General features: G+C 59.0%; 14 protein-coding genes. 5 read left to right on the plus strand and 9 right to left on the minus strand.

Translation table 11 applies throughout. From position 1 onward, the window contains the following. Positions 1-63: 63 nt before the first annotated feature. Entirely contained in the window at positions 64-1,476 is a 1,413-nt protein-coding gene (locus ACFWW4_RS04160; RefSeq protein WP_411889716.1) for a hypothetical protein, read from the minus strand. A gap of 101 nt (positions 1,477-1,577) precedes the next feature. On the opposite strand from ACFWW4_RS04160, the gene ACFWW4_RS04165 reads away from it, so the two are divergent. Next, complete coding sequence (locus ACFWW4_RS04165) at positions 1,578-2,414, plus strand: class II glutamine amidotransferase (protein ID WP_411889717.1); 837 nt, start codon at positions 1,578-1,580, stop codon at positions 2,412-2,414. 64 nt (positions 2,415-2,478) lie between these two features. On the opposite strand, the gene ACFWW4_RS04170 is transcribed toward ACFWW4_RS04165, so the two are convergent. Both ACFWW4_RS04170 and ftsH read right to left on the minus strand, forming a co-directional pair. Further along, positions 2,479-3,057, minus strand: a complete 579-nt coding sequence (locus ACFWW4_RS04170) for an HPF/RaiA family ribosome-associated protein (RefSeq protein ID WP_393931423.1) — start codon at positions 3,055-3,057, stop codon at positions 2,479-2,481. Then, positions 3,020-4,918, minus strand: coding sequence for an ATP-dependent zinc metalloprotease FtsH (gene ftsH, locus ACFWW4_RS04175; RefSeq protein WP_411889718.1), 1,899 nt, complete (start codon positions 4,916-4,918; stop codon positions 3,020-3,022). Before ftsH ends, ACFWW4_RS04170 begins: the two co-directional genes overlap by 38 nt. A 184-nt stretch (positions 4,919-5,102) precedes the next feature. Between ftsH and ACFWW4_RS04180 the strand changes: the two genes are divergently transcribed. After that, the gene (locus tag ACFWW4_RS04180; RefSeq protein WP_411889719.1) at positions 5,103-5,372 is read left to right on the plus strand and encodes a helix-hairpin-helix domain-containing protein; all 270 of its coding nucleotides are present in this window, start codon (positions 5,103-5,105) and stop codon (positions 5,370-5,372) included. 18 nt (positions 5,373-5,390) lie between these two features. Here ACFWW4_RS04180 and ACFWW4_RS04185 read toward each other — a convergent pair whose 3' ends face one another. After that, positions 5,391-5,636 (minus strand): hypothetical protein, encoded by a 246-nt coding sequence (locus ACFWW4_RS04185; protein WP_411889720.1) that lies wholly within the window; start codon positions 5,634-5,636, stop codon positions 5,391-5,393. 62 nt (positions 5,637-5,698) lie between these two features. Between ACFWW4_RS04185 and ACFWW4_RS04190 the strand changes: the two genes are divergently transcribed. Then, complete coding sequence (locus tag ACFWW4_RS04190) at positions 5,699-6,049, plus strand: hypothetical protein (RefSeq protein ID WP_411889721.1); 351 nt, start codon at positions 5,699-5,701, stop codon at positions 6,047-6,049. Here ACFWW4_RS04190 and ACFWW4_RS04195 read toward each other — a convergent pair. Continuing rightward, positions 6,014-6,742, minus strand: coding sequence for a DUF5765 domain-containing protein (locus tag ACFWW4_RS04195; protein WP_411889722.1), 729 nt, complete (start codon positions 6,740-6,742; stop codon positions 6,014-6,016). The two genes, ACFWW4_RS04190 and ACFWW4_RS04195, sit on opposite strands and share 36 nt — an antisense overlap. 100 nt (positions 6,743-6,842) lie before the next feature. Further along, positions 6,843-7,400: an STAS domain-containing protein gene (locus ACFWW4_RS04200; protein ID WP_411889723.1), complete on the minus strand. Its 558-nt coding sequence runs from the start codon at positions 7,398-7,400 to the stop codon at positions 6,843-6,845. 2 nt (positions 7,401-7,402) lie between these two features. On the opposite strand from ACFWW4_RS04200, the gene ACFWW4_RS04205 reads away from it, so the two are divergent. Next, positions 7,403-7,819, plus strand: coding sequence for a hypothetical protein (locus ACFWW4_RS04205; RefSeq protein WP_411889724.1), 417 nt, complete (start codon positions 7,403-7,405; stop codon positions 7,817-7,819). Positions 7,820-7,912: 93 nt separating this feature from the next. On the opposite strand, the gene ACFWW4_RS04210 is transcribed toward ACFWW4_RS04205, so the two are convergent. From ACFWW4_RS04210 to ACFWW4_RS04220, 3 genes are all read right to left on the minus strand, one after another. Further along, positions 7,913-8,677, minus strand: a complete 765-nt coding sequence (locus tag ACFWW4_RS04210) for an ATP-binding cassette domain-containing protein (protein ID WP_411889725.1) — start codon at positions 8,675-8,677, stop codon at positions 7,913-7,915. Beyond that, a complete protein-coding gene (locus ACFWW4_RS04215) occupies positions 8,677-9,831 on the minus strand; it encodes an ABC transporter permease (RefSeq protein WP_411889726.1) in 1,155 nt (384 codons plus the stop codon). The genes ACFWW4_RS04210 and ACFWW4_RS04215 overlap by 1 nt, the downstream gene beginning before the upstream one ends. 95 nt (positions 9,832-9,926) lie before the next feature. After that, a complete protein-coding gene (locus ACFWW4_RS04220) occupies positions 9,927-10,946 on the minus strand; it encodes a sugar ABC transporter substrate-binding protein (protein WP_411889727.1) in 1,020 nt (339 codons plus the stop codon). Between the two features lie 169 nt (positions 10,947-11,115). Between ACFWW4_RS04220 and ACFWW4_RS04225 the strand changes: the two genes are divergently transcribed. Then, on the plus strand, positions 11,116-12,327 hold the full coding sequence (locus ACFWW4_RS04225; RefSeq protein WP_411889728.1) for an ROK family transcriptional regulator: 1,212 nt from the start codon (positions 11,116-11,118) through the stop codon (positions 12,325-12,327). Positions 12,328-12,412: the final 85 nt, after the last annotated feature.

The raw sequence follows: 12,412 nt of genomic DNA on the forward strand, positions 1-12,412 counted from the left end.
TGAGCGTAGCGGGCCGACACCCTGCCGGGATTGATCAATCTCAACGCCCGCACGCCGTCCGTGTCAAAGTGCCCGGACACGCGCCAACGCCTCCTCGATGAGCCGATCTGCATCGTCCTGTTGTTGCGCAATGGCCAGAAGGTTCAGTGACGCGCCGCGCGGCGCATCGGGCGGGGACAGGATGACGAGACCACTGCGCCGATGGCCCACCTGCAACAGCAGGTCCTGAGTGCAGTTGATCAACCCGCTGGTGTCCAGGTGCACCTTTGGCAGCACGTCCTGCATGATGCTTAGCGCCGGATGGCCGCCTGTCAGACGCTGGGCGACCGTCATGGGGATCGAAACACCGCCCCAGCGTCCATTGCATTCGATCCAGTGGATCGCGCGACCCGGCTGTGCATTTTGACAGATGACTGCATCCATGCTGCACCGCCCATAGTAGCCGACCTTTTGCAACACCCGCGCGATCTGCATCGCCTCATGACCCAGTTGGGTCTGGATACCCTGCGGCAAACGCGAAGGTGCGCCGCCGACAAAACTTCCAATGGTGCCGCGAACATGTTGTTCAAAAACCCCGTCGACAACCGGCGGCCCTTCGGCGGCCAGCGGTATCCAGAGTTGGACGGACGGGCTGCATGTCACCTGCGCGTCCCAGACACCGACGAGGATGGGATAGGTATCGCGCCAACCGACCGCATGCAGGCGCTGTCGCAGAAACTGACGCAACACCGCGGGCGGCGTGGTTCTGATTGCCGCGCTTTGCAGGCGGATATTGCCCACCGAACCCGCGCTGTCAGGCACTTTCACCACCACATGCGCGCTTGTCCTGCTCAGTCGTTTGACAAGACCTGTCGCCGCCGCTGGACCATAGGCGGCCATGGTCGGCGGCGTCGCATCACGACCGATGATCTGCCGAGCCAGTTGTGCAAACCACAGCTTGTCATTGGCTCGGCGCATGATCCGGGGGGACGGGCCGCTGACATGAACCCGGCACTGCGCGCGTTGCCCGATCACCCGCGCCAACCGCCAGACATGACCGGTTGTCAGGTAGGATTGGATCGTCAGGCCACCAGCCTTTGCCGCTGCGCTGACGCAGGCCGCAACCGCAGTGTCAGACCTGCGGGCCTGTTTTGCCAGGGGGCCGATGTCCTTGGCGTCGCCACCCAGAAACACCATCCCGGACAGGCCAAGGTAATCCGCCAGATAGTCTTCAAAAGCCTTGTCAGGTCGCCGCACCAGCATCAGATCACCAGGTTGCGCCAGAAGGGCCATGCGAAAATCAAGCTGCATCTGTGCGGCATTGCCAAGAAGGCTAATCTCGGACTGATCACCGATCAGCAGTGAGGCACCGGCCCCTTTGCCCTGCTGCACACATGGCCCAAAATCCAATGACGACAGCAATGCAGGTTCATCAGCAAGCAAATGATGAACGATGTCGTTTTCGTACGGCTGGGACACAGACGACAGATTGGTCATGCACCAAATTTACGATCCGGGTTGCGCAACGGAATTGACCAAAGTCATTTTGCTTTGCCTCAAGCTGCTAGCATGCGGCGGTAAAGCAAAGGGATCCGCCGATGTGCCGTCTTTACGCCATGCATGCCAACGAACCGACCAAGGTCGAATGTGGGTTGGTCAAGTCACAGAACGCGCTGATGGCACAAAGCAAAAGTGACATGCAGGGCTATGCGCATGGCCACGGCTGGGGCGTTGCAGATTACAACGACGGCGTACCCATGATCGAAAAACAGGTCTGGGCGGCCTTTCATGGCGAGCATTTCAGCCGCAAGGCCGCACGGGTCTATGCCAGAACAGTCGTGGCCCATGTGCGCCGCGCAACCGTGGGCGGCACAAGCATCGAGAATACTCATCCTTTTCATCATGGCCGCTGGATATTTGCCCACAACGGCACCGTCACCAGCTTTGACGAGGTCCGCATCAAGATGCTGGAAGAGATGGATCCGCTACACCGCGCTGAAATTCGGGGAACAACAGACAGCGAACATCTGTTTCGCTACCTTCTCAGCCTTTTTCTGCGCCACCCCGAGCGCGGCCTTTGCGCTGTCGTCCAAGAGGGGCTGGAGCATGTGATCCGCTGGTGCGCCGACGTTGACCCGACGGCGCGGCCCGGCCTGAACATCATCCTGACCGATGGCGACCACATGATCGGTTCGCGCTACAACCGTTCGCTTGTCTATCTGCAACGCGACCATGTCTTTCACTGCCCGATCTGCGACCAGCCGCATGTGCATCACGACCCGCAAACCGGCTATCAGGCGATCGAGATCGCGTCCGAACCGGTGACCTTTGTCGATGACTGGTATGAAGTCCCCGACCGCACCATTTTTCAGGTGGCAGAGGACTATCGCCTTGATATGCAGCCATTGGGGCGCGCGCTGTCAGACCAGCAATAGCAGGGCTGTGATTGGGCTTGGCCTGAGCGGCGTTCACCGGTTTCGACCAGCCAACGCAAGAACGCTAGCGCGGTGTATCGGTGAAGCGCATAGCGCCAACCGGGCGGACAAAGGAGGCGTGCGGCCCTTTTTCGGAGCCCTTGTTGTCGAGGGACAACTCGACCGGGTCGCCCTCATTGAGGGCATCAAAACCGTCACCACCCACCGCGTTGCGATGAAAATAGATCAGGCGGCCATCCGTCGTTTCGATATGACCGTAACCGGTGTGCCCATTCAGCATCGCGATCCTGCCCTGAAGCTGCTGTGCATGTGTCTCTGGCCTGCCCTTGTGGGTATCGCTCCATTTCTTCAGCTGGCGCTCCATCGCGCTGAAGGCATCCCGTATCGCGATATGGACATCGGTGTGTGCCTTGTCATCGCCCGGATGTCTGGTGATGGCCAGCGTCTGACCGGGCAGTTCGGCAGAGATGTCGATGATGTATTGCGTTGCTTTGTGTTTCTTGTGCGGCGCCCGCACCCAGACGTTGCATCTGTGCAAGTCCGGGCACATGGCTTCAAGTCGCGCGACCCTTTCTCCTATTTTGGCTTCGATCGCATCCGAGGGGTCAATCCCCTGAAAGGTAAGGTTCATAGCCTCTGTCACTGTTCACTCCTTTCTTGCTGTCTTGGGGGGCCTGAGCTGATACGCAAAGGCCGCGGCCCGCCTTGCCTGCACGATCATGCACGGGTGTTATAATGCCGGGATCGAGGCATTCCCGAATGGCGGCCGCACCCAGCGTTTCTTCGGTTTCCAGCCGTGCAATCAACGTCGCAATACGGTCGCCATGTTGTTTGATCAGTGCCTCCGCGCGCGCCTCGGCCTGCTGTAGAACTGCCATCATGGCCTCATCCACTTTTCCGGCTGTTTCGTCGGCAAATGTCACCGGCTGCGCAATCTTCCGGCCAAGAAACGGGCTTTCCTCGGCATTGCTCAGGTCAACCGGCCCGATGTCGTTATCCATGCCCCAACGTGCAATCATGGATCGGGCAAGGTCTGTGGCGCGGCGAATGTCATCTTCGGCGCCAGAGCTGACTGTGCCGAGAAAGTGCTTTTCTGCAGCCCGCCCGGCCAGCAGAACGCTCAACTGAGCGCGCAGATAGTCCTCGGGGAGTACATGGCGCTCATTTTCCGGCAGCGCATGGGTGCCGCCAAGCGCGCGGCCGCGCGGAATGATCGTGACCTTGTAGATCGGATCAGCAACCGGCGTATGGAACGCAACCGCCGTATGCCCGGCCTCATGCACCGCCAGTCGGCGTTTCTCGTCAGGCTGGATCGCAAGTGTGCGTACTGTGCCCATCATAATTTTGTCGCGTGCCTCTTCGGTGTCGGGCAAGCCGATTTCGACATTCCCCTTGCGCGCAGCAGAGATCGCAGCCTCATTCAACAGGTTTTTCAGGTCAGCGCCGGAAAACCCCGGCGTGCCCGCTGCGATCTGATCAAGATCGACGGATGCATCAAGCGGCAGTCCCCGGGCGTGGATGTCCAGAATGGCGCGCCGTGCCTGTTTGTCAGGTAATGACAAGGTCACATGTCTGTCAAAACGACCCGGACGCAAAAGCGCGGGATCCAGCACATCAGGCCGGTTTGTTGCGGCCAGAACAACCACCGCATGCTTGCCTGAAAACCCGTCCATCTCGGCCAGGATCTGGTTGAGCGTCTGTTCACGTTCATCGTGCCCGCCACCCAGCCCGGCGCCGCGCGTCCGGCCAATGCTGTCCAGTTCATCAATGAAGATGATGGAAGGGGCCTGTTTGCGTGCCGCTTCGAACATCTTGCGGACCCGACCGGCGCCGACACCCACAAAAACCTCAATGAATTCCGATCCGGTCGTGGAAAAGAACGGAACGTCAGCCTCACCCGCAAGCGCACGCGCCAGCAGTGTTTTGCCCGTTCCTGGCGGCCCCATTAGCAAAACCCCATGGGGCACCTGGGCTCCAACGCGTGAAAACCGGTCCGGCTCGCGCAAGAAATCGACCAGTTCGGCCACCTCTTGTTTGGCACTTTCCTGCCCGGCCACATCGGCAAATGTCACCTTGCGCCCGTGACTGACAGGCGAAGAGAACCGCCCCGCCATCAGATCGCCCAAGCCTTGCCCCGGAAAACCCGCACCGCCCATGGATGTGCGCCGCGTCAAGAAATAGAAAAACCCCGCAAGGAAGATCCACGGCAGCAGCGCCCCAATGATCGAGCCGCCACTGGGGGCCTCTGCAAAAACCTCAACGTCGTGTGCGTTCAGAAGCGGTAACAACTCAGGATCGCCTTGAACCGGCACGACAGCCCGTGACGGGACATCATCGTTGTAGGGCTCTGCTATCAGATGTGTTTCGGTTAAGACGACGCTTTGCACCCGACCATCTGCGATCTGTCGCTTGACTTCGGAGTAAGACACAGTCTGGGTCGAGGTCATCGTGCCTTGAAACAGTGGGGCCAAGATGAACACGGTCAGAACGGTGATAAGGATCACCCGAAGCCCTAAGGAAAGCTGTCCGTTTGGATTTGGATCAGGCCTATCTGCCACGCTGCGGCTACCCCCTGACGCGATCTGCGTTGCACAATCGAAAGTCTTTCAGATTTCCACCTTTCAGGATTGAGCTATGTCAAACCAGAACCGAGGGAGCGGGATACCCCTAGCGCAGGGCGCCAGACCGTTGCCCACCACATCAAGGGCCACTAGGGCAACTGCAGCGGCGCAAGCTGACGATACAAGCGAGAAGCGCTTCATCGCGCAAAAGCTGATTGAGGTTGCGGATCTGTTGCAGCAACAGAATGCCAACGGCTTTCGGGTCAATGCTTGTCGGGATGCGGCCTCTTACATTCTGCGGATGGGGCCACATCTGCGCGATATCGTGATCAAGGACGGTCGCAAGGACCTGGAAGGCCTGCCTAATATCGGCACATCGATTGCGCGGGCCATTTAAGAGCTGCTTGACACCGGATCATTGACGATGATCGACCGGCTGCGCGGCGCGATTGACCCCGAAAGACTCTTTCAGTTTGTCCCGATGATTGGCCCAAATCTGGCGCATCTCATCCATGAAGAACTGGAGATCGAAACGCTTGAAGACCTCGAAGCGGCCGCACATGATGGCAGCTTTGTTGGTCTGAAAGGCTTGGGGCCGCGTCGGGTTAACGGGATCCGGATGGCACTGGCGGAGATTTTGGCGCGCCGCCGTCCACGCCATGGACCTGTCACGCTACACCGCCAACAATCGCCGAAATACTCGATGTCGATTAGGAATACCGGGTGGAGGCCGATGCGGGCACCTTGCCGACGATCCCGCCAAGGCGTTTCAACCCGCAAGGCAGCGCTCGGGTTCCCGTTCTGCATACCGAACGCGGACCGTGGCAATTTACCGCGCCTTATTCCAATACATCCCGCGCCCGCCGGCTGGGTCGCACAAAGGATTGGGTTGTGGTCTTTTCTGACCAGGACGGACAAGATGAGGGACAATGCACGGTTGTGACCGAACACCACGGAACACTGAGCGTCTTGCGGGTTGTGCGCGGGCTTGAAGCCGCCGGTATGCAGCACTATCGGGCGGACTGGGCGGTGGACACGTCATTCCATAACCCTCCGCCCCCACCACCTGTCTGAGGTAACGCTTTGCCGTGCCCGTACACTCACACCGACAAGCAGGATGAGTATGGAAAACAGGCACCAAATGGCAGGCATTTCGTTGGGATTGTTTGTCAGTGCAGAGGCCAGGATCGGCCCCGACAAGACGTGGAACACGACGAACCGCCATGCGCCATAGGCCAAGGGCAGCACAAAGGCCACAATCATATAGGCCGGAAACCCAGATGCGATCCCGGTCGCGGCCTCAAACGGGACGAAAAGGCCGTTGTAGGGAATGTTCCAAGCGATGTGCCATTCGCCCGAAACGGTACAGAATTCCGGACCACAAAGCGGCGCACCCGCAGTGCAACGCCCAAATGCACCAAGTGGAACAAGCTGGATCAACAGGATCGCGGTAGCAGCAGCACAAAGCAGCATCACCCAACGCCACACGCGCGCCTTGACGGGCGCGGGCACCAGTTCCATCGCGAAGGCATTGATGAAGAACGGCTGAAAGGCAATGTGTAGGTAAGAGGCAAGTGTAACAGCCACATTCGCCCGCGTTCCGCATTGGTCCAGAACCACGTAACCTGCGACCTGCAGGGCCTCCATCACGGTGAAATAGCCAATTGTCAGCCAGATGGCGGGCGGGTTCTTTCGGCTGTAGGAGACTGCGGTGCCGACGCCGCCGACACAGGTCATCGCCGCGGATGCTTCAATGCTCCAACACATTCATCAACCCCTTCACGCCTACGATAGGAGGGTCAGTGTAGGTTGATTTGATAATTGTCAGTTGGGGTTCCGGCGAGCGGAAAGATCTTGCTGGCTGTCGTCAGGCTGCTTGCGCGCCTGGTTGCGATGCCAGGTCGCGCATCGCCGCGTGGGTGCTGAGATAGATCCTGCAGTCACCCAGCATATGAGGGAATGAAACCCGCTCCAGCCGGTCCATCACTGGCCCTTTCACCTCGGCCAGGTGCATGGTTACACCTGCGTCGTGCAGGCGTCCGGCCAGGGTTTCGAGCGTCTCGAGCGCGCTGGCATCAATGAAGCTGACCGCACTCATGATCAGAACAAGGTGATTGATCCTGGGCTGGTCGGCGACACGGGCCAAAAGCTCGTCTTCCAGAAAGGCGGTGTTGGCGAAATAGAGGCTTTCGTCGACACGCACGGCCAGCACATCGGGGTGTGTCTGCACCTCGTGCCGCAGGACGTTGCGGAAATGTTCGGTCCCGGCCACACGGCCCACTTCGGCCATATGCGGGCGGCTGGTCCGCCACAGATAAAGCGCAATGGACAGCCCCCCGCCACGATGCCAATCTCGACCCCAAGGGTCAGCGCGGCGAGGAATGTCGCGATCAGCGAGGCGGCATCGGCCTTGTTGTAGACCCACGCGTGGCGCAGGGTTTTCAGATCGATCAGATTGGCCACCGCCATCACGATGATCGCGGCCAGCGCAGTCGCTGTGACGATATTCGCCTAAAGTATGGGGTGGCGAAGCTGGATGGCCTTTCGGCCCCTCACATTAAAAAGGACTTGGCGTTCTTTGATGGCCACGCAGCGAATAACCGTTTAAAGGTCTGGCGTTCGTTGTGCGCATATTGGGATCAGGTTGGGCTGATTGAAACCAACGTCGCCCGACTGGTTGCGCCACGAAAGACGCCTAAGACCGATGGGCATATGGCATGGTCACGTGATGACTTCGCCGCCTACAGGACGTTTTGGCCCGTCGGGACAAAGCAGCGACTTGCTTTCGAACTACTGTATCCAAACAACACCGAAAAAGAAAAACATTCTAAATCAGTATTTTGAGCATCGGCTGTGGGTCCGTGTGAGCACCATTTCAATGAAAAGCAGTACGTTACAGCTCAAAGCTACAGCGCATTAGAAGCGCTGCAACCCCCCTCAATGCACAGGCGGGTCCTTCGCCCCGGTCATGAAAGCGACGGCGTCGGACATGGTGTAGTCCTTGGGATCGATCACGCAGAGCCGCTTGCCAAGCCTGTGAACGTGGATCCTGTCGGCCACTTCAAAGACATGCGGCATGTTGTGGCTGATCAGGATAATCGGGATGCCGCGGGACCGTACATCAAGGATCAGCTCCAGCACACGCCGGGACTCCTTAACCCCCAAAGCAGCGGTCGGCTCATCCAGGATAATCACCTTCGATCCGAAGGCTGCGGCCCTGGCCACGGCAACACCCTGCCGCTGTCCGCCTGACAAAGTTTCCACGGCCTGATTGATATTCTGGATAGTCATCAACCCCAACTCGGTCAGCTTGTCGCGGGCAAATGCCTCCATCGCCTGCTTGTCCAGCTTTCGAAACCACTTACCCACGATCCCCGGCTTGCGCAATTCGCGGCCCATGAACATGTTGTCGGCGATTGACAGGGCCGGGCTGACCGCCAGTGTCTGATAAACCGTTTCAATCCCGGCATCGCGCGCGTCAGTTGGTGAATGAAAATGGGTGCGCTGACCCTCCAGATAAATCTCACCATTGTCAGGGGCAACCGCCCCTGAAAGCGCCTTGATCAGCGTTGACTTTCCTGCCCCGTTATCCCCGATCACGGCAAGTATCTCACCGGGATAAAGCTCAAAATCGCATTGGTCGAGTGCGACAACCTTGCCGTACTTCTTGGTCAGGTTCGTTCCCTTCAGGATAGGTTCCATCACGCCGATACCTTTCTGATCCACTGATCCACCGCCACCGCACCGATGATCAGCGCGCCGATGATAAGATAGGTCCATTGCGCATTCGCCCCGGCCATCCGCAGGCCCAGTTCGAACACGCCGACAATCAGTGCGCCAAAAAACGCACCCCAGATTGATCCGCGCCCGCCGAACAGCGATATGCCACCAATCACGACAGCGGTGATCGACTGAATATTCCCCACGACTCCGGTCGAGGCTGACGGCGATACCGATCCCAGCCGCCCGATCATGACCCAAGCCGCAATGGCACAGATAAATCCGGACAACATGTAAACCGACATCAGCGTTCCCTTGACGTTGACACCGGCCAGTTCCGCCGCCTCCGGATCATCGCCCACGGCATAGACATGGCGCCCCCAGGCGGTCGATCGCAGCATATAGGCCAGAATGATCGCCAACAGGATCAACACCAACACGCCATAAGTGATCTTGGTCTGCCACAGCAGGTCGAGCAGAAATTGGTCCGTCTCATTGGGGCGAAGACGTTCATACGTGATGCCGCGGGCGTTTTCGATCCAGATGACGAGTTGCTCGTTCGGCTTGTATCCCAGCCATTGCAGAACCGGCGCATCGTCGCGGATTTCGCGGGGTCTGATCGTCTCATTACGCGAATAGATGTAATTCGTGGCCAGCACGATCTGCCAGATGCCGAGCGTGGCAATAAAAGGCGGGATCTTGACGCGGCTGACCAGCCAACCGGACACGGCACCCAGCCCGGTACCCACGATGAAACCACATAAAATAGCGACGGACGGTGGCAGCCCATAGCGAAAGGTAAACTGCCCCATGATGACAGAGCAGAAGACGGCAATCGCCCCAACCGACAAGTCGATACCAGCAGTCAGGATGATCAGTGACTGGGCCAGAGCGAGGATGCCGACAATCTGAATTTGCTGAAACACCAGCGCCATCTGTGGCAGGAACCGGGGGCCAAGCCATCCGGTAAAGATGATAATCGCGACCAGCAGCACGATCAGCGGCACCAGCGACGGCGTACGATGCAAGGTGGATTGCAGCATCATCAGCGGCGTCTTGCGCTCCTGCGCGAACGCCGCCACCGATTGTTCAGCACCTTCCAGAACAGCTTCGTAATTGTCGCTCTTGTCAGTCATCTGCAACTCTCCCCTGAGCGTCTGGTTCTGCAGTCATGTGTCAGGGGCGGGCCAGCGGTCCGCCCCCAAGGATTGGCTAGCTTGCAGGGGTTAGATCACCCCCAGCAAAGATCCGTGCCTTCCTCGACCGAGATCGACTCGACCCCGTCAACCGGCTGATCGGTGACAAGCGCTACTCCGGTGTCAAAGAATTCCTTGCCTTCCGTGTTCTCAGGCAGCGTGCCATCGGCGGCATAGGCCGCAATCGCCTCGATCCCCAGCGATGCCATCAGCAGCGGATATTGCTGTGATGTGGCACCGATCACACCATCGGCCACGTCGGCCACACCCGGGCAACCGCCATCAACCGACACGATCAGCACATCTTCCTGACGACCAACCGCCACCAGCGCCTCATAAGCACCGGACGCCGCAGGTTCGTTGATCGTGTAGACGACGTTGATATCGGGATCGATCGCCAGGCAGTTTTCCATCGCCGTGCGCCCGCCTTCTTCGTTGCCCGCCGTCACCTCATTGCAGATGATCCGCTCATCGGTTTCATCGCCCCAGCGCGACGGATCGCCCAGATCAATGCCGAACCCTTGCAGGAAACCCTGGTCACGCAGCACGCCGACCGTTGGCTGGCTGATTGCCAGATCAAGCATCGCGATCTTGGCATCGGCGGCCGCATCGCCCAAGGCACCTGCCGCCCACTGACCGATCAATTCACCGGCAAGGAAATTGTCAGTGGCAAACGTCGCGTCAGCGGCATCAATCGGGTCGAGCGGTGTGTCCAGCGCTATCACCAGCAAACCGGCCTCGCGGGCCGCCTCGACCGATGGAACAATGGCCGCCGTATCAGATGCGGTAATCAGAATACCGGATGCGCCATTGGCGATGCAGGTTTCAATGGCCGCCACCTGCGCCTCATTATCGCCGTCGATCTGACCAGCATAGGAATTCAGCGTGATGCCCAACTCGGCGGCCGTGGCCTCGGCCCCTTCACGCATTTTGACGAAAAACGGGTTGGTATCAGTCTTGGTGATTAAACAGGCCGATGTGCCATGAGCATCGGCCATGGCCGATCCGGCAGTTGTCATGCCAACAAGCGCAGTTCCAATTAGCAGTCTTTTCATAATTTCCTCCCAGAAACGCGGTTTTTGGTGAGGGAAGCCCCCTCCCCGACACGCCCGGATTGATCGGGCGAATGCCCCTACCCAACGCGATTCTCACGAACCTGTCAATTAATTAGTTAACTTTCCTTATTAATTGAAACCATGTAATGTAACGGTTGGAGGATGCCCGATGACACGCGGCCATGACATTCCCGACATAAGGTCAATCAGCGCAGGGCTGAGCCAGAAGGGCGTGCGTGATCATAACGAACGGCTGTTGTTGTCCCTGCTCCAGCGCCACGGCGACATGCCCGGCAGCGATCTGGCGCGACGGGCCGGGCTATCACCGCCTACGGTGTCGGCGATCCTCAAACGGCTGGAAAATGACGGGCTTCTTGAACGCGGCGAACCGCAACGCGGCAAGGTCGGCAAGCCGTCTGTCCCGATGAAATTGTCCCCCAGCGGGGTTCTGTCGTTCGGACTCAAAATCGGGCGACGCTCTGCGGATCTGCTGGTGATGGATTTCGCAGGCCGTATCAGGCACCAGCGCCAGACCACCTATCCATACCCCATGCCAGAGGATGTCTTTGGGTTCGTCGCTGACAGTGTGGCAGACATCACTACCCTGCTTGGCGCGCAGGCCGCAGCCCGTATTTGCGGCATCGGTGTCGCCGCCCCGTTCGAGATGTGGAACTGGAGCGACCTGACAGGGCGCGCCGCCGAAACCTTTTTGTCATGGAAAAACATAGACATCCGTAGCCGGATCGCACAGATCACCAGTCTGCCCGTTCTAATCGTCAATGATGCCACCGCCGCTTGTCAGGCCGAACATGTCTATGGCCGGGGAAAGGCCTTCCGCGACTACGCGTATTTCTTCGTTGGGGCGTTTGTCGGCGGGGGCATCGTGCTGAACCATTCTGTCTTTGAAGGGCGCCAAGGCAATGCCGGTGCCCTGGGGTCCCTGCGCAGCATTGGACCAGACGGGAAAAACCGGCAACTGGTCGATACGGCCTCACTTCATCTGCTTGAGGCGCGATTGAAAGCGGCATCAATTGACCCCGCCCTTCTTTGGCAATCGCCGCAGGACTGGGGCGCATTCGCCGATCACGTCGATCCTTGGCTGGACCAGACCGGGTTGGAACTGGCCAAGGCCAGCCTGTCGACCTGCGCTGTAATTGACTTTGAGGCGATCCTGATCGACGGGGCCTTTCCAAGTGCGGTACGCGGCGATCTGGTTGAACGGGTCCGGCATCACATCAGGGATCAGGACACGCGCGGCCTGATCCTGCCCGCCATCGAAAGCGGCAATATCGGCGGCAATGCACGGGCCATAGGCGCGGCCTGCGGACCGGTCTTTTCGCAGTATTTCCTGAATACGAACGCCGGGCTGGCAGTCGCGTAAGGCGCGCGATGCCGGGTAACAGCTACACCAATTGCCTTCTAGGTCATCGTATACTTTGACCTCTCTGGGATAAGCGTCTGGTGCA

The sequence above is a fragment of the Yoonia sp. SDW83-1 genome, assembly GCF_046762885.1.
Taxonomy (GTDB): Bacteria; Pseudomonadota; Alphaproteobacteria; order Rhodobacterales; family Rhodobacteraceae; genus Yoonia.